The sequence below is a fragment of the Paroceanicella profunda genome, from assembly GCF_005887635.2.
GTDB lineage: Bacteria > Pseudomonadota > Alphaproteobacteria > Rhodobacterales > Rhodobacteraceae > Paroceanicella > Paroceanicella profunda.
The window spans coordinates 1,908,436-1,923,411 of sequence record NZ_CP040818.1 but is presented as its reverse complement, the minus strand read 5'-3'; the positions used below and the strand labels follow the sequence as shown (position 1 = coordinate 1,923,411).

Here is a 14,976-nt window from a genome sequence, read left to right as displayed (position 1 = left end):
CCGGGCAGCGGGACCGGAGGACGGTCTCTCCGTGCAAGCCGCCGAACGGGAGAACCGGGCGGCAGGCAGGTCCGGTCGGTCGCGGGTTTCCGGGTCGTGGGCAGCGGGCGGCAGGCAGGGGTGACCGATCACAGGTATCCCGGTCGCGGACTGTGGGCGGCGGGTACGGGTGACCGGTCACAGGGTTCCCCGTCGCAGGCGACAGGCTGGAGTGACCGATCACAGGTCTCCCGGTCGCGGACTGTGGGCGGCGGCCAAGAGTGACCAGTCACAGGTTTCCCCGCCCCAGGCGGCGGGCACGGGTGGCTGGTCGCAGGTATCCCGGTCGCGGGCGGCGGGCAAGGGTGTCCGGTCGCGGGCGCGTGCATGGGCGGCGGCGCGGGATCCGTCGGACCGTCTCGGTCCGGCTCGCCCGGCCGGGGCCCGAACCGCGGGCACCCCGGCCGCCGCTTCGCGTGGCAGCCGCTCCGGCGCGGCCGGTCGCGAGGGCCGGGTCAGTCCCCGTGGCCCGGCGCCTTGCCGGAGGGGGCCACGTAGGGCCGGGTGACGTCGGTGAGGCTCACGTCCAGGCATTCGACCGTCACCGCGATCTCCCCGTCTCCCGCCAGCAGGAGGGTGAGCGTGCCCGCCCCCTCCTCCGCCGGCTCGAAGGCCAGGGAGAGCACGGAGAGCACGGTGTCCTTCGCGCTCCGGTCCAGCCCGTTCGAGCGCACCGAGAGCGCCGATTCGACCACCAGCAGGCTGCGCACCCGCTCGTAGGCACGGCCGGCGCGTTCCGCGGCCACCCTGTCCTCCCAGCGGAACCGGTTCACCAGCAGCGCCAGCCGGTGGTGACGCTGCGCGAAAGCGACATCGCCCACCGTGGTCACCGCGTCCTGGACCAGCGCCGAGATCACCGTGAGGTCCTCGGCCGTTTCCGCCTTCAGCCGCAGGGGGCCCTCGCCCGCATCCTCGAACCGTGCGTCACCGCTCATCGCCGTTCCTATCCTTTCACACGCTCGACCTGCGCGCCGCAGGCCGAGAGCTTGTCCTCGAGGCGCTCATAGCCCCTGTCGAGATGATAGACACGAGACACCGTGGTTTCACCCTCCGCGGCCAGCCCGGCGAGAATGAGGCTCACCGAGGCGCGCAGATCCGTCGCCATCACCGGCGCGCCGCGCAGGGTGTCCACCCCGGTCACCCTCGCCGTTCCGCCATGCACGTCGATGCGCGCGCCCATGCGCAGCAGCTCCGGCGCATGCATGAAGCGATTCTCGAAGATCCGCTCCTCCAGCACGCTCTCTCCCGAACCGAGCGAGAGCAGCGCCATCATCTGCGCCTGCAGGTCGGTGGGAAAGCCCGGGTAGGGCTCGGTCACCACATGCAGCGGGCGGATCACCCCGTTGCGCCGGCTCACCGCCAGGCCGCGGGCGGTCTCCTCCACCGCGATGTCCGCCTCCTCCAGCTTGTCGCAGAAGGCGCCGAGCAGCGCGCGTTCGCCGCCGATCAGCTCCACCCTGCCGCCGGCGATGGCCGGGGCGAGCATGTAGGTGCCCAGCTCGATGCGGTCCGCCACCACGCGGTGCGTGGCGCCGTGCAGCCGCTCCACGCCCTGGATGGTGATCTCCCCGGTGCCCTCGCCCTCGATCTGCGCGCCCATCGCGCGCAGGCAGCGGGCCAGGTCCACGATCTCCGGCTCGCGCGCGGGGTTCTTCAGCACCGTGGTGCCCTTCGCCAGCGTGGCGGCCATCAGCATGTTCTCGGTGGCGCCCACCGAGGCGAAGGGCAGCTCGAACACCGCGCCCTTCAGCCCGCCCGGTGCCTTCGCGTGCACATAGCCGTCGCGCAGGTCCAGCTCCGCGCCCAGCGCCTCCAGCCCGCGCAGGTGCAGGTCCACCGGCCGCGCGCCGATGGCGCAGCCGCCGGGCAGCGACACTTCCGCATGGCCCTCGCGCGCCAGCAGCGGCCCCAGCACCAGGATCGAGGCGCGCATCTTGCGCACGATCTCGTAGTCGGCCCGGGTGGAGGCGATGGTCTCCGCCCCCAGCGCCAGCACCCGGCCGGACTGCAGCGCCGCCACCTCGCAGCCCAGGCTGCGCAGCAGGTCGGTCATGGTGGCGATGTCCGACAGCCGCGGCGCATTGGTGAGGGTGAGCGGCTCATCGGTGAGCAGCGCCGCCGGCATGAGCGTGAGACAGGCGTTCTTCGCGCCGGAAATCACGATCTCGCCGTTCAGGGGCTTGCCCCCGGTCACGATGATCTTGTCCATGTCTGGCCTGCCTCTCGTCCGGACCCGTGTTCAGGTCTCTTCGTCTGCCTCGGAATCGTCGGAGGCCGCACGCGCCCGGCCCTGTGCCTTGCGGCGTTGCAGATTCGCCCTGAGCGCGGCCGCCAACCGCTCCTCGCGACTGGCCGCACCGCCCTCCCGGGCGCGCTTGCCGCCCGCGCCGGCACCGGCCTTGCTGTTCCCATCCTCCGACATGACAGGGCTTTTAGCGCAACCCTGACAGCGGGTCCAGATTTAGGCTTGCACTCCCCGCCCGATCGGCTAAAAGGCCCCCCGACGCTGCCGTAGCTCAGGGGTAGAGCACTCCCTTGGTAAGGGAGAGGTCGAGAGTTCAAATCTCTCCGGCAGCACCAGTCACCCCCATGAAATCGTTATGAGATCAGGCGTCCTGACCGCGGGTGCGCCGCGCACGGCCGTGCCGGCGGGAGCGCCCGGGGCGCGCCGCGTCCCGGCGCCGGGGTGACCGCACGCGCCGGAGCGCCTCCGCGAGAGCCAAGCGATTCGGAGAAGGGCGGGCCCACCCGCCCGAGGGGCAGGAACGCGCGCAGTCCCTCCGGCGCGTCTGCCCGGGCGCCATCCGGGCCCGGCCCGGGCGATGCGGCCGACGGGTTGCAGCGGCAGCGACGGCTCCTCGCCCGTGGCGCCTGGCCCTCGGCGCGCCGGAAGAGGGGGTTTGTCCGGCCCTGCCCGGGCCGCCGCGCAGATCCGGGTCCGGATCGGATCGGGGCGGACCCGGCGAAAGCCGCAAGCGGCGCGAGGCTTCCCGGGCCGGCAGGCCCGCGCCGCGGAGGCCGCGAGGTCCCGCCACGGTGGCGTTCAGCCCTCCCTCACCAGCTCTCCCGATACGGTGCCCGGCCCGGGCCAGGCATCCACCGCCGCGAGCAGGGCGTCGAGGTCCGGATCCTCGATCCGGAGTTCCCGGCACCCCAGGATGACGTTCTCCAGGTATTCGCGGCTGGTTCCCAGCCGCCCGACGCCGGTGGCGAGATACCGGACCTGGTCCGCGTGGCTGATTCCCGTGTCGATCATGGCGGCCTCCGGGTCCGCCACGAAACACAGCGCCTCGACGGGGCCGTGGGAGGTTTCCACCGGCGCGAAGACCGCCCTGTAGCACGGCGCCATCATCTCGCGCCGCCAGATCACCTCGGACTCGCGGTCGGCGGTGTCGGCGGCGAGACGGAACACCAGCCCGTCGCAGGCCGGTCCGATGTCCAGCGCCGCCATCAGGCCGGGCGCCTCGGCCGTCCCGCGCGCTCCCGACCGGTCCACCAGGCAGAAGCTGCGCCGATACCCCGGCAGGCGTGCCCGGCGCACCTCGGCGAAATAGACCGCCGGGTCCCACATGAGGGAGCCGTAGGCGAAGACCCAGATGTCCTCCCCCTGCCACGGCGCCAGCGTCTCGCGGCGCATCTCCTCGCGGAGCGCGTCGCTGTAGCGCGTGTTGGCACGCATGCCGCTCTCGGCCCAGATCCGGTCGACCTCGGCAAGGTCCAGGTCGCGGAAGAAGCTTGCCTCCGGGTCACGGATCTTGCCCGCGAGGCCGGGGTGATGGCGGAAGGCATCGGGGGCGAAGGGCATCGGGATTCCTTGCTGAACTGCGGATGACCGGCGGCATGCTCCCTAGGCCTACGGTCGACACGGGCCGGGTGCAACCGTTCCGGCGCACGAGATCGCGGGTGGCGCGGCCGTGGCCGGGAGGGCCCGGGCCCCCTCGGCCAACCTCCCCGGCCGCAGCCGGGCCGGCATCCGGCCTGTTGCGCTCCGTGGCGGAAGCCGCGCGCAGGCGCTTGCCGCGCGGCCTGTTCCATGAAGCCCTGCCCGCGGTTCGAGAAGTCGACACGCGGCCCGGCCAGTGGGATGTGCAGGGCCCGGCACCACACGCGGTGCGGCCGGTGCGGCGCGCAGGATCGGGCACCAAGCGGGGCCCGGCCGGAGCGGAGCGCAGCGTCAGCCTCCACGCAGGGCCCGGCCGGTGCGGCGCGCAGCGTCAGCCTCCACGCAGGGCCCGGCAGGTGCGGCGCACGCGGTGAGGGGCTGTGCGCAGCCCGACCGGTGCGGGGCGCGAAGTCGGACGTCCTGCGCGGCCCGGCCGGTATGGGGCACGAAGTCGGGCGCCACGCAGGGCCCGACCAGTGCGGCGCGCGGGGTCAGGTGCCATGCAGGGCCCGGCCGGTGCGGCGCGCGGTGAGGCGCCACGTGGGGTCCCGCCGGTACGGGGTGCCCGAGGTCAGGCGCCGAAGAAGCGGCGGAACTCCTCCAGCAGCGCCTCGGGGCGTTCCTCCTGCAGCGTGTGCCCGCAGTCGAGCGCCCGCCCGGTGACCGTGACGGCCTTCTCGCGCCAGGTTGCCAGCACGTCGTAGAGCTGGCCGACCGTGCCCTGCGCGCCCCAGAGCGCGTGCACGGGCGCCCGGATGCGCGTGTCGGCATCGCTGGCATCATGCTCGAGGTCCACGCCGGCCGCGGCGCGGTAATCCTCGCAGATCGCGTGGCGCGTGGCCGGGTCCATGTAGCAGCGCAGGTATTCCTCGAAGGCCGCGGGCTCGGTGGCCCCCGGGACCCTGGTCTGTCCCTCGATGTGGCGGCGCAGGAAGAAGGCCGGGTCCGCGCCGATCATCGTTTCGGGCAGCGGGAAGGGCTGGATGAGGAAGAACCACCAGAAGTAGCGGGTCGCGAAGGCCTTGTCGGTGCGCGCGTACATCGTCGCCGTGGGCGCGATGTCGAGCAGCGCCATGCGCGCCACCGCATCCGGGTGATCGAGCGCCAGCCGATGCGCAACCCGCCCGCCCCGGTCATGCCCCGCAACCGCGAAGCGCGGGTGGCCGAGCGCGGTCATCAGCGCCAGCGGGTCGCGCGCCATCTCGCGCTTCGAATAGGCAATATGGGCGGGCCCGCCCCCGGGCTTCTCGCTGTCGCCGTAGCCGCGCAGGTCAGGCGCGATCACCGTGAAGTCCCGCGCCAGCGCCGGCGCGACCTTGCGCCAGGTCACGTGGGTTTGCGGATGCCCGTGGAGCAGGAGCAGCGGCTTTCCCTGCCCGGCGATGGCGAAGCGGATGCGTGGACCGTCGTCGGGGCGGAAATCGCGCAGCGCAAAACCGTCCAGAAAGGGGGAGGCGCCGATGTCGGTGAACCCGGCCATGCGCTCACCCCGCTCCGCGCCGTGCGGGGCGGGGCCGATCCGGAGTGCGGCGGGGCGCGGCGCGCGCCGTGAAGGACGGCCGGGGCAGGCCAGGCCCGCTGTCGGACCGGGCGTCGGTGCCCCCTGCGCCGCTGCGGCTGGGTTTCGGGTCCATGATCCTCTCCGGGCCAGACCGGCCCACATCAGCCGCACGGGCGCCTCCGGGTCAAGGGCCGGCGGCGCCTGTCTGCCACGCGGGATGTCCCGGGGCGGGCGCGGGCGCCCCTCCCGGGTCAGGCGGCGAGCACGGCCTCCATCGCGGCGGCCACGCGCAGGATGGCGCGGTCCTGCCCGGCGAGGCCGAGCGCGGTGATGCCGCAGGAGGGCACGCCGGTGGGCAGGGTCACGCCGCAGGAATCCATCAGGTTGCCGATGCGGGTGTTGCGCAGGGCCAGCAGGTTCTCGCGCACGTAATACTCCTGGTCCTGCATCATCCGCTCGGTGAGCGGCGGCAGGATCGGCGAGCTGGGGACCAGAACGGCGTCGTAGGCGCCCACGGCCGCGGTCCAGGCGCCGCGCAGGGCGCGCATCCTGGCGCGGTCGCGCAGCCAGCGCGCGGCGGAGACATCGCGGCCGGTGCGGAAGCGCTCGCGCACCTGATCGAACATCACGTCGGGGTTGGCCTCGATGGTCTCGCCCCATTCCGCCCAGGCCTCGCCCGCGAACAGCGTCGCCGAGAGGCCCATCGCATCGGCGAGGCAGGGCACCGGGGCGCGGGTGATGCCGGCCCCGGCCTCCGCCAGCCGGGAGACGGCGCGCTCGAACCCTTCCTGCGGCTCGGGGCGGAGATCATCCAGGGCGACGGTCTCCAGCACCAGCAGGCGGAGGCGGTCCGGCCGGCTGCCGGCGAGGTCGGGGATCGGCGCGCCCGCCATGGTGAAGGCAAGGGCCGCGGCATCCTCGACGGAGCGGCACAGCGGGCCCACGGTGTCGAACCCGGCGGCAAGCGGCACGACCCCGTCCAGCGGCAGCCAGCCATGCGTGGTCTTGAAGCCCACGAGATCGTTCCAGGCCGCGGGCACGCGCACCGAGCCGCCGGTGTCCGAGCCGATGCCGGCCGGTGCGAGACCGAAGGCCACGGAGGCCGCCGCGCCGGAGGAGGAGCCGCCGGGCACCCGGTCGGGGTCGTTCACGTTCGGCGAGGTGGCGGTGACCGGGTTGATCCCGATGCCGGAGAAGGCAAGCTCGGACATGTGGGTCTTGCCCAGGCAGACGAGGCCGGCGCGGGTGGCGCGCTCCAGAACCCGCGCATCGCGCGACGGGGTGCGCCCGGCCAGCAGTGCGGAGCCGGCTTCCGTGGCGGTGCCCGCGGTGTCGAACAGGTCCTTCCAGGAGATCGGCACCCCGTCGAGCGGGCCGCGGCGCAGCCCGTCCCGGGCCCTCCGGGCAGCGGCGGCGGCCTCGGCGCGGGCGCGGTCCGGCGTGGTGCGGGCATAGATGCGCCCGGCTTCCGGGTGGGCGGAGATGGCGGAGAGGAAATGCTCGGTGAGCGCCTCCGGATCGATCTCGCCCGCGCCGATTCCCCGGCCCAGATCGCAGGCGGTCGCGCCCGTCAGTGTCTTGTCCATGTCCCGTCTCCCCCTTGGCTGCGCCGCGACGGTAGCGAAGCGGGTCGCGGGCTGCAAGCGGGGGTGATCCGGCGGAGAGCGGCCCTGGCCGGGCCGCTCGCGCCCTCGTCTCGCGGCCGGGCGGCCGCTCGGGGCAGGGCGGCGGGCCGGGCGCCCGGCCGGGCGGGGGCCCGCAAATCTCGCTCTCGCGGAATCGGCGGGGAAGAGCTAAAGATGGTGTCATGAACGCCGAGAGCCCCAAGATAAGCCGTAGCCTGCCGCAGATCCGTCAACTGGACGAGGCGGCCGCGAACCGTATTGCCGCCGGCGAGGTGGTCGAACGCCCGGCCTCCGCGGTCAAGGAACTCATGGAGAATGCGCTCGATGCCGGCGCCCGGCGCATCGACATCGCGGTGGCCGACGGCGGCAAGACGCTGATCCGGGTGACCGATGACGGCCACGGCATCCCGGCGGGTGAGCTCGGCCTCGCCCTCTCGCGCCACGCCACCTCGAAGATCGACGGCACCAACCTGCTCGACATCCGCTCCTTCGGCTTCCGCGGCGAGGCGCTGCCCTCCATCGGCTCGGTCGCCCGGCTCACCCTCACCTCCCGGGCCGAGGGCTCGGCAGAGGCGGCGGAGCTGCGCGTGACCTCCGGCGAGATGGGCCCGGTCACCCCCGCGGCCCTGCCGGTCGGCACCGTGGTCGAGGTGCGCGACCTGTTCCACACCACCCCCGCCCGGCTGAAGTTCCTGCGCACCGACCGCTCGGAGATGCAGGCGGTGAGCGAGACGGTCCGCCGCCTCTCCCTCGCCGCCCCCTTCACCGCGATCACCCTGCGCGACGTCACCGGCGGCGGCGAGGGGCGGGTGACCTTCCAGGCCCGGCGCGAGACCGGCGCGCTGCCCGAGGCCCGCCTCGCCCGGCTGCGCACCCTGCTCGGCGCCGGTTTCGCGGAGAATGCGCTGCCGATCGACGCGGAGCGCGACGGGCTGCGGCTCACCGGCTACGCCGCCCTGCCCACCTATTCGCGCGGCTCCTCCGTGCAGCAGTTCCTGTTCGTGAACGGCCGCCCGGTGCAGGACAAGGTGCTCACCGGCGCGCTGCGCGCCGCCTATTCCGACTTCCTCAGCCGGGACCGCTACCCCGCCGCCGCGCTCTTCCTCGACATCGCGCCCGAGCGGGTGGACGTGAACGTGCACCCGGCGAAATCCGAGGTGCGCTTCCGCGAGCCGGGCATCGCGCGCGGGCTGATCGTCTCTGCCCTGATGCATGCGCTGGCCGGCGCCGGGCACCGGGCGGCGACCACGGTCTCCACCGCCGCCCTCGGCGCCTTCCGGCCCGAGGGCGGGCGCCCCGTGGGCCCCTGGCCGTCCCGCCCGGGCGGCGGATACACCCCGCCGCCGCGCCCCTCCGCCGGCGCGCTCTCCACGGCCTGGGAGGCCCAGGCCCCGTACGGCCAGCCGCACCGGCGCCAGCCCGGTTTCGCCGAACTGGGGGGCTGGTCCGCGCGGGTCGAAGATCCGCGCCCGGCCGGCGAGGCCGCCCCTTCAGGGGCGTCCGAGGCGGCCGGTGCCCGGCCGGAGGACGCCTCCGATCTGCCGCCCCTCGGCGTCGCCCGGGCCCAGCTCCACGAGAATTACATCGTCGCCCAGACCGCCACCGGCATGGTGGTGGTGGACCAGCACGCCGCGCATGAGCGCCTGGTCTACGAGCGCTTCAAGGCGCAGTACGCGAAGGCCGGCATCGCCGCGCAGACCCTGCTCATGCCCGAGATCGTGGAGATGTCGGGCGAGGATGCGGAGCGGCTGCTCGGCCATGCCGAGGCGCTCTCCGCCCTCGGCCTGACCATCGAGCCCTTCGGCGCCGGTGCCATCTGCGTGCGCGAGACGCCGGCCATGCTCGGCCGCTGCGACGCCGCCGCCCTCCTGCGCGACATCGGCGACGAGCTCGCGGACATGGGCAGCTCCGCCCTGCTGGAGAGCCGGCTGGAGGCGATCATGTCCCGCATGGCCTGCCACGGCTCGGTGCGTTCCGGCCGCCGCCTCAGCGTGGAGGAGATGAACGCCCTCCTGCGCGAGATGGAGGCCACGCCGCATTCCGGCCAGTGCAACCACGGCCGCCCCACCTGGGTGGAACTCTCGCTCGCCGAGATCGAGAAGCTCTTCGGCCGCCGATGACCGCCCTGCCAGAGACCCTTCCGCTCGCCTGGGTGCTGGCCGGCGCCGTCACTCTCCTGCTCCTCGCGCTGCTGCTGCGCCCGCGCCGGGACACCGGCGCCGAGGCGCGCGCCCTCACCGAGGCGGTGATCGGGCTCGACACCGCCATCCGCCGGCTGGACCAGGGCCAGTCCCAGCTTGCCGGCGGGCTGCGCTCGGTCTCCGAGGCCCAGGCCGCCGCCCAGGCCCGCATGGCCGAGATGATGGAGCGCCGCCTGGAGGAGGTGCAGAAGGGCATGACCGTCACCCTGCACGGCACCGCCACCCGCACCGCCCGCTCGCTCGGCGACCTGCAGCAGCGGCTGGAGGCCATCGACCGCGCCCAGTCCAAGATCGAGAAGCTCTCCGGCGACGTGCTGGGCCTGCAGGACATCCTGTCCAACAAGCAGGCGCGCGGCGCCTTCGGCGAGATCCAGCTCGCCGACATCGTCGGCAACGCCCTGCCGCCGGACGCCTACACCCTGCAGGCCACGCTCTCGAACGGCCGCCGGGCGGACTGTCTGCTGCACCTGCCCAACCCGCCGGGCACCATCGCCATCGATTCGAAATTCCCCCTGGAGGCCTGGGAGGGCCTGCGCGCCGCGCGCACCGAGCGCGAGCGCGAGGAGGCCGCCCGCCACTTCCGCCTCGCGGTGCGCCACCACCTGCGCGCCATCTCCGAGCGCTACATCATCGAGGGCGAGACCGCCGACAGCGCGCTGATGTTCCTGCCCTCCGAGGCGGTTTACGCGGAGCTGCATGCCAATTTCTCCGAGGTGGTGCGCGAGGGGTTCGAGCTCCGGGTGTGGATCGTCTCCCCCACCACCTGCATGGCCACGCTCAACACCCTGCGCGCCATTCTCAAGGATGCCCGGATGCGCGAGCAGGCCGGCGCCATCCGCCGCGAACTGGGCCTGCTGCACAAGGACATGGAGCGGCTGGTGGACCGGGTGGGCAACCTCGACCGGCATTTCGACCAGGCGGCGCGCGATGTGGAGGAGATCAAGGTCTCCGCCACCAAGGCCGGCAACCGGGCGCTGAAGCTGGAGGCCTTCGACTTCGACACCGCCGCGGCAGAGGCGCCCCGCCCGGCCGTCGCCGTTCCGCAGCGGCGCTGACCGGGCGGGGCGCCCCGCGTGCGCGACCAGCGCCGTCCACCCCGGCCGTCCGCGTCATCTCCACCGGCGTGCAGCGCCCCGCCCGCGCGCTCGCGCGCGCAGCGCCCCCCACACACACCGCCTCGCCCGCGCGAACAGCGCCCGGCGTAGCTGGGTCCGGAAAGAACCAGCGTGTTCGCCTCGCCCGCGCGATCAGCGCCGCCGGAGTGTCCCTCAAGTCCGCTCCGGCGCTCCCCCCCTGAGCGGATGGCGTGAAAGGCTCTCCGCCGGAACCGGGGCACAGCCGCATTGCGCCCCCCTGCATGGGCGGTCTCCTGGACCCGTCCGCCAATCCGGAGCCGACCGTTCTGCGGACTGACCGCATCCGGCCTCGTCGACCATCCGGACCCGAAGACCAACCCGGTCCGTCCGTCGTCCGGGCCCGACCGCTATCCGGCGCCGTCGGCCACCTGTAACCAACCGCTGTCCGGAGCCGACCGTCATCCGGAGCCCTCCGTCATCCGGCCCCGACTGTTATCCGGAACTGACCGCTCCTCCTGAACTGACCGCTGACCGGAGCCGAGGGCCATCCGGGTCCGTCCGTCGGCCGGACACCTGCGTCGCCCGGAGCCCTTCGCCATGCGGGCCCGTCCGCCACGATGTCCCGTGGAGACGCCCCCCCTGACAGAGCCATCCGGCCATCCGACGCGCCGCGCCGTCCCCTCCCCGGCGGAGAGATCAGCCGGAAAGCAGTGCCAGCTCCGCCTCGAACCCCTCCGCATAGGCCTGCGCCAGCGGCCCGCCCTGCGCCGCGCGCCACAGGCAATAGGCCGCCATGCGCCAGTGCAGCGCCGGGGCACGGGCCGTGAAGCGGCGCGCCGTCTCCGGGTCTGCATAGGCCGCGAGGAAGCGGGCCGGTTCGGCCGGATCCACCGGCGGGCCGCCGTAGACCCGGCGCATCGCGGGGGAGAGCGCCACGGCGATGTCCTCCACCGCCTCGCCGCGCGCCGGGCACTGCCAGTCGATCAGCACCGGCTCCGGCGCCATCACGATATTGGCCGGCACCACGTCGCTGTGCAGGAACACCTCCGGCCCCGCGGGCCCCGCCCCGGGCGCGGGGCGCAGCGCCTCCAGCGCGGCGCGGCGCGGGTCCCCGGGCAGGCCCGCGAGCATCGCCGCGCCCTGCGCCAGCGGGTCAGCCGCCATGGCGCGCAGGCCGGGCGGCACGGGCCGGGCATGCAGCCGGCGCAGCAGGCGGGCCAGCCTGGCCGGGTCCCCGTCCCAGGCGGGCCCCTCGACCCAGCGATAGATCAGCGCCCGCCCCGGCCCCACCGGGCACAGCGCCAGCGGCCGGGGGGCGAGGCCGGTGCCCTCCAGCGCCTGCAACGCGCGGAATTCCGCGACGGGATCGTTCGGGAACAGCGGCGTGCCGCCCCCCGGCAGCACCAGTTTCACCCCCAGCGCCCCGTCGCGCGCCTGCCAGCGCCAGACCCGGTTGGTGTTGCCGCCGGCGGCGGGGGCGAAATCCGCCGGGTGCACGGGCCCGAGCCCGGTCGCGGCCAGGGCCTCTGCCAGCGCCGGGGGAAGTGCCGCGCCCTGTCGCGCGGCATGGCTTCGCGCGTTGACCGGATCGACCCGCATCTGTAAACCCTGTTTCCGTTGGCCCCGTAGCTCAGCTGGATAGAGCAATCGCCTCCTAAGCGGTAGGTCGCGCGTTCGAATCGCGCCGGGGTCACCATTTTCACACAGGCTGAACCGGATCCTGCGCGGCACCCGGCCGTGCTGCCGCCCGCGTGCCCGCGCCCTGCCGGCGCGCGCCTTGCGCATGGCGCAGGGCCGGAATGCGCATGCCCCTGGGAACACATGGCTTTTTCCCGCCGTTGACCGGGCGCACCAGCACTGCACGAAAGGACATCCGCATGACACTTTCCAGGCTCATCCATGTCGACGCCGCGCCGGGCCGCGAGACCGAGCTTGCCCGCCTGGTCTCCCGTTTCGCCGCCGCCACCCGCCGCGAACCCGGCTGCATCGCGCTCCGCGCCCTGCACCGCGCCGGTGCGCCCGGCCGCATCGTGATGCTCGAGACCTACCGCGATGCCCGGGCGCTGGCAGCGCATGGCGCGGCGGAGCACAGCCGCGCCTTCCAGGCCGGCCTCGCCGGCGTCGCCCTGGGCGGGAGTGCGGAGGTGATTCCGCTGGAGGAGACCGCACGCCCCGCGCCGGAGGGCCACGCGCCGGTGCGCGGAGCGGACCATGTGGGCATCACCGTGCCGGACGTGCCGGCCGCGAGCCGGTTCTTCGAGGAGGCCTTCGGCGCGCGGCACAGCTACGACGTGACCACCCCGGACGCGCCGCCCATGGCCGGGCCGGACACGGAGCGCCAGCTCGGCCTGCCCGAAGGCGCGCGCATCACCCACATGCGCCAGCTGCGGATCGGCGACAGCGTGACGCTGGAACTGTTCGAGGTCGCGGGCGCCGACCAGCGCCCGGAACCGGCGCTGAACGACCTCGGCCTCACCCATATCGGCCTCTACGTGGACGACATGGACACCGCCCTGCGCAAGGTCAAGGCGGCCGGCGGGCAGGTGCTGTCCGACCCGCATCCCCTTGCCGGCCCCGAGGACCGGCCCGGCAACAGCGGCGTCTACGGCCGCACGCCCTGGGGCCTGCTCTTCGAACTGCTCACCTACCCCGGTGGCATCGACTATCCCCGCGGCGCCGACGCAAGACGCTGGGTGCCCGCTCCGCGCTGAGCCGGCTGCGGGGGCGGCCCCCCGCGAGGAGTGTCCCTGCGCGGAGCAGTGCGGCGACCGTTCGCGTGCCAGCATACCGGGTTCACGGCGGACAGGGCCGACCGGCGCGGCCCGGGCCCTCCCGCGACCCGGGTTCCCCCAGAAGTGCCGGGCGGCGGCGTTTTCGCCTTTCCTCCCCGCCGGAATGGTTCGGCGCCCCGTCCCGCCCCCCTCAGCCGGGGATCACCACGCGGAGGAGGGCGGCGACGGCGTCGCGTGTCAACGCCACGGGGGCCGCGGCGGGCGAGACCGGCCGGCGCGGCCCGGGCGCATCCACGACCCGGCATCCCTCCGCAACGCCGGCCGGCGGCGTTCTGGCCTCTCCTCGCCGCCGGAAAGATTCGGCGCCCTCCCCTCGGCCGGGGGTTACCACGCAGAGCAGGGCAGCGACCGTGCCGCGTGTCAGCGCCAGCGGATTCGCGGCGGACCCCGTCGACCCGCGCCCCCCCCCGACTTTCCGCGCAGGGCTGGCGCACCGCCCCGCCGGAGAGAGATCCGGCGCGTCCCGCCCTCCCCTCAGCCGGGGATCACAGCGCGGAGCAGGGCGGCGACGGTGTCGCGTGTCAGCGGCACCGGGTTCGCGGCGGCGCAGGGGTCGGCGAGCGCGAGGTTCACCGTTTCCTCCAGGCGGCTGCGGTCTATGCCGAGCGGGGCGAGCGTCTCGGGGATGCCGAGAGTGTCGCGCAGCCCGGCGAGCCAGGCCACCACCCCGGCGCCCGACCGCTCCGGCAGATCCAGCAGGCCGGCCAGCTCGGTGAGGCGCGGCTCGGCGGCGGCACGGTTGAACCCGATCACATGCGGCAGCAGGATCGCGTTCAGCAGCCCGTGCGGGGCGTCGTGCACCGCCCCCAGCGCGTGGGAAAGCGCGTGCACCGCGCCGAGCCCCTTCTGCAGCGCCACGCAGGCCATGCCCGAGGCCACCAGCATCTGCGCGCGAGCGCCCAGGTCCTGCCCGTCGGCGAAGGCCCGGGGCAGCGCGGTGCGGATCATCCGCAGCGCCTGCAGGGCGAGACCGTCGGCCATGGGGTGGAAGTTCGGGGTGATCCAGGTCTCCAGCGCGTGGCACAGCGCGTCCATGCCGGTGGAGGCGGTGAGCGCGGGCGGAAGGTCCAGCGTCAGCTCCGGGTCCAGCACCGCCACATGCGGCAGCATGATCGGGTGGAAGATGATCATCTTGCGGTGCCGCGCCGTGTCGGTGATGACCGAGGAGCGGCCCAGTTCCGAGCCGGTTCCCGCCGTGGTGGGCAGCGCCACCACGGGCACGCGGGCGGAGGTGTCCACCCGGGTCCAGTTGTCGCCCACATCCTCGAAATCCCAGATCGGCCGGGACTGGTGGACCATGAGCGCGATGGCCTTCGCCGCGTCAAGCCCGCTGCCGCCGCCAAAGGCGATCACCGCGTCATGTCCCCCGGCGCGAAAGGCCTCCACCCCGGCGGAGACCTGCGCGCCCGTGGGGTTCGGCTGGATGTCGGTGAAGGCGCCATGCGCGAGGCCGGCGCCCTCCAGCACCGCCAGCGCCCGGGCGGCGAGCGGCAGCCGCGCGAGGCCCGCATCGGTGACGAACAGCGGGTTGCGCGCGCCCAGACCGGCCACGATGTCCGGCAGTTCGGCCAGCCTGCCGGCGCCGAAGCGGATGTCGGTGGGCCAGGACCAGTTGCGGGAGAGGCCGGGAGGGATGTCGAACATCGGGAGGTCCTTTTTCTGGGGCGGATCGGCGGATGGGGGGCAAACGGTCATGGCTCAGGAAGCTCGGGTCGGAAGGCGCGGGCGGCAGGTGGCTGGCCTGCGCGGGCCGGGCGGAATGGCGCTGGCGCGGCAGCGCGGCGGCGGCCGGCTGGCGGGCGCGGATCGGGCGGGGTGGCAGCAGGCAACGCCGAGCGCCATGGCGGCGATGCAGAGCC

General features: G+C 74.1%; 11 protein-coding genes and 2 tRNA genes. 5 read left to right on the top strand and 8 right to left on the bottom strand.

Features of this window, described 5'->3' with window-relative positions:
- Positions 1 to 494: 494 nt before the first annotated feature.
- Genes FDP22_RS08580 through FDP22_RS08570 form a run of 3 tightly spaced genes read right to left on the bottom strand, consistent with a single transcriptional unit; the run spans position 495 to position 2,461 of the window.
- On the bottom strand, positions 495 to 974 hold the full coding sequence (locus tag FDP22_RS08580; protein ID WP_138572124.1) for a DUF2948 family protein: 480 nt from the start codon (positions 972 to 974) through the stop codon (positions 495 to 497).
- An 8-nt stretch (positions 975 to 982) separates the two neighbouring features.
- A complete protein-coding gene (murA, locus tag FDP22_RS08575; protein ID WP_138572125.1) occupies positions 983 to 2,248 on the bottom strand; it encodes a UDP-N-acetylglucosamine 1-carboxyvinyltransferase in 1,266 nt (421 codons plus the stop codon).
- Between the two features lie 30 nt (positions 2,249 to 2,278).
- Positions 2,279 to 2,461 carry a hypothetical protein gene (locus FDP22_RS08570; RefSeq protein ID WP_138572126.1) on the bottom strand — a complete coding sequence of 61 codons (183 nt, stop codon included), beginning with the start codon at positions 2,459 to 2,461 and terminating at the stop codon, positions 2,279 to 2,281.
- An 83-nt stretch (positions 2,462 to 2,544) separates the two neighbouring features.
- Here FDP22_RS08570 and FDP22_RS08565 point away from each other — a divergent pair.
- Positions 2,545 to 2,619: transfer RNA gene (locus FDP22_RS08565), tRNA-Thr, on the top strand.
- 463 nt (positions 2,620 to 3,082) lie between these two features.
- On the opposite strand, the gene FDP22_RS08560 is transcribed toward FDP22_RS08565, so the two are convergent.
- The 3 genes from FDP22_RS08560 to FDP22_RS08550 form a co-directional block, all read right to left on the bottom strand.
- Positions 3,083 to 3,844 (bottom strand): gamma-glutamylcyclotransferase, encoded by a 762-nt coding sequence (locus tag FDP22_RS08560; protein ID WP_138572127.1) that lies wholly within the window; start codon positions 3,842 to 3,844, stop codon positions 3,083 to 3,085.
- A gap of 649 nt (positions 3,845 to 4,493) precedes the next feature.
- Positions 4,494 to 5,402 carry an alpha/beta fold hydrolase gene (locus FDP22_RS08555; protein ID WP_138572128.1) on the bottom strand — a complete coding sequence of 303 codons (909 nt, stop codon included), beginning with the start codon at positions 5,400 to 5,402 and terminating at the stop codon, positions 4,494 to 4,496.
- A gap of 272 nt (positions 5,403 to 5,674) precedes the next feature.
- The gene (locus FDP22_RS08550) at positions 5,675 to 7,009 is read right to left on the bottom strand and encodes an amidase (RefSeq protein ID WP_138572129.1); all 1,335 of its coding nucleotides are present in this window, start codon (positions 7,007 to 7,009) and stop codon (positions 5,675 to 5,677) included.
- A gap of 221 nt (positions 7,010 to 7,230) precedes the next feature.
- On the opposite strand from FDP22_RS08550, the gene mutL reads away from it, so the two are divergent.
- Both mutL and FDP22_RS08540 read left to right on the top strand, forming a co-directional pair.
- Positions 7,231 to 9,168, top strand: coding sequence for a DNA mismatch repair endonuclease MutL (gene mutL / locus FDP22_RS08545; RefSeq protein WP_138572130.1), 1,938 nt, complete (start codon positions 7,231 to 7,233; stop codon positions 9,166 to 9,168).
- Positions 9,165 to 10,304, top strand: a complete 1,140-nt coding sequence (locus FDP22_RS08540; RefSeq protein WP_138572131.1) for a DNA recombination protein RmuC — start codon at positions 9,165 to 9,167, stop codon at positions 10,302 to 10,304. Before mutL ends, FDP22_RS08540 begins: the two co-directional genes overlap by 4 nt.
- 717 nt (positions 10,305 to 11,021) lie before the next feature.
- Here FDP22_RS08540 and FDP22_RS08535 read toward each other — a convergent pair.
- Complete coding sequence (locus tag FDP22_RS08535; RefSeq protein ID WP_138572132.1) at positions 11,022 to 11,924, bottom strand: protein kinase family protein; 903 nt, start codon at positions 11,922 to 11,924, stop codon at positions 11,022 to 11,024.
- A gap of 20 nt (positions 11,925 to 11,944) precedes the next feature.
- Between FDP22_RS08535 and FDP22_RS08530 the strand changes: the two genes are divergently transcribed.
- Positions 11,945 to 12,021: transfer RNA gene (locus FDP22_RS08530), tRNA-Arg, on the top strand.
- Positions 12,022 to 12,202: 181 nt separating this feature from the next.
- A complete protein-coding gene (locus tag FDP22_RS08525) occupies positions 12,203 to 13,036 on the top strand; it encodes an antibiotic biosynthesis monooxygenase (RefSeq protein WP_205910862.1) in 834 nt (277 codons plus the stop codon).
- A 555-nt stretch (positions 13,037 to 13,591) separates the two neighbouring features.
- On the opposite strand, the gene FDP22_RS08520 is transcribed toward FDP22_RS08525, so the two are convergent.
- The gene (locus FDP22_RS08520) at positions 13,592 to 14,761 is read right to left on the bottom strand and encodes an iron-containing alcohol dehydrogenase (protein ID WP_138572134.1); all 1,170 of its coding nucleotides are present in this window, start codon (positions 14,759 to 14,761) and stop codon (positions 13,592 to 13,594) included.
- Positions 14,762 to 14,976: the final 215 nt, after the last annotated feature.

Bases quoted from the DNA above. Each gene is read 5' to 3' on its own strand.
- FDP22_RS08580 (WP_138572124.1), bottom strand. From the start codon at position 974: ATGAGCGGTGACGCACGGTTCGAGGATGCGGGCGAGGGCCCCCTGCGG.
- murA (WP_138572125.1), bottom strand. From the start codon at position 2,248: ATGGACAAGATCATCGTGACCGGGGGCAAGCCCCTGAACGGCGAGATC.
- FDP22_RS08570 (WP_138572126.1), bottom strand. From the start codon at position 2,461: ATGTCGGAGGATGGGAACAGCAAGGCCGGTGCCGGCGCGGGCGGCAAG.
- FDP22_RS08560 (WP_138572127.1), bottom strand. From the start codon at position 3,844: ATGCCCTTCGCCCCCGATGCCTTCCGCCATCACCCCGGCCTCGCGGGC.
- FDP22_RS08555 (WP_138572128.1), bottom strand. From the start codon at position 5,402: ATGGCCGGGTTCACCGACATCGGCGCCTCCCCCTTTCTGGACGGTTTT.
- FDP22_RS08550 (WP_138572129.1), bottom strand. From the start codon at position 7,009: ATGGACAAGACACTGACGGGCGCGACCGCCTGCGATCTGGGCCGGGGA.
- mutL (WP_138572130.1), top strand. From the start codon at position 7,231: ATGAACGCCGAGAGCCCCAAGATAAGCCGTAGCCTGCCGCAGATCCGT.
- FDP22_RS08540 (WP_138572131.1), top strand. From the start codon at position 9,165: ATGACCGCCCTGCCAGAGACCCTTCCGCTCGCCTGGGTGCTGGCCGGC.
- FDP22_RS08535 (WP_138572132.1), bottom strand. From the start codon at position 11,924: ATGCGGGTCGATCCGGTCAACGCGCGAAGCCATGCCGCGCGACAGGGC.
- FDP22_RS08525 (WP_205910862.1), top strand. From the start codon at position 12,203: ATGACACTTTCCAGGCTCATCCATGTCGACGCCGCGCCGGGCCGCGAG.
- FDP22_RS08520 (WP_138572134.1), bottom strand. From the start codon at position 14,761: ATGTTCGACATCCCTCCCGGCCTCTCCCGCAACTGGTCCTGGCCCACC.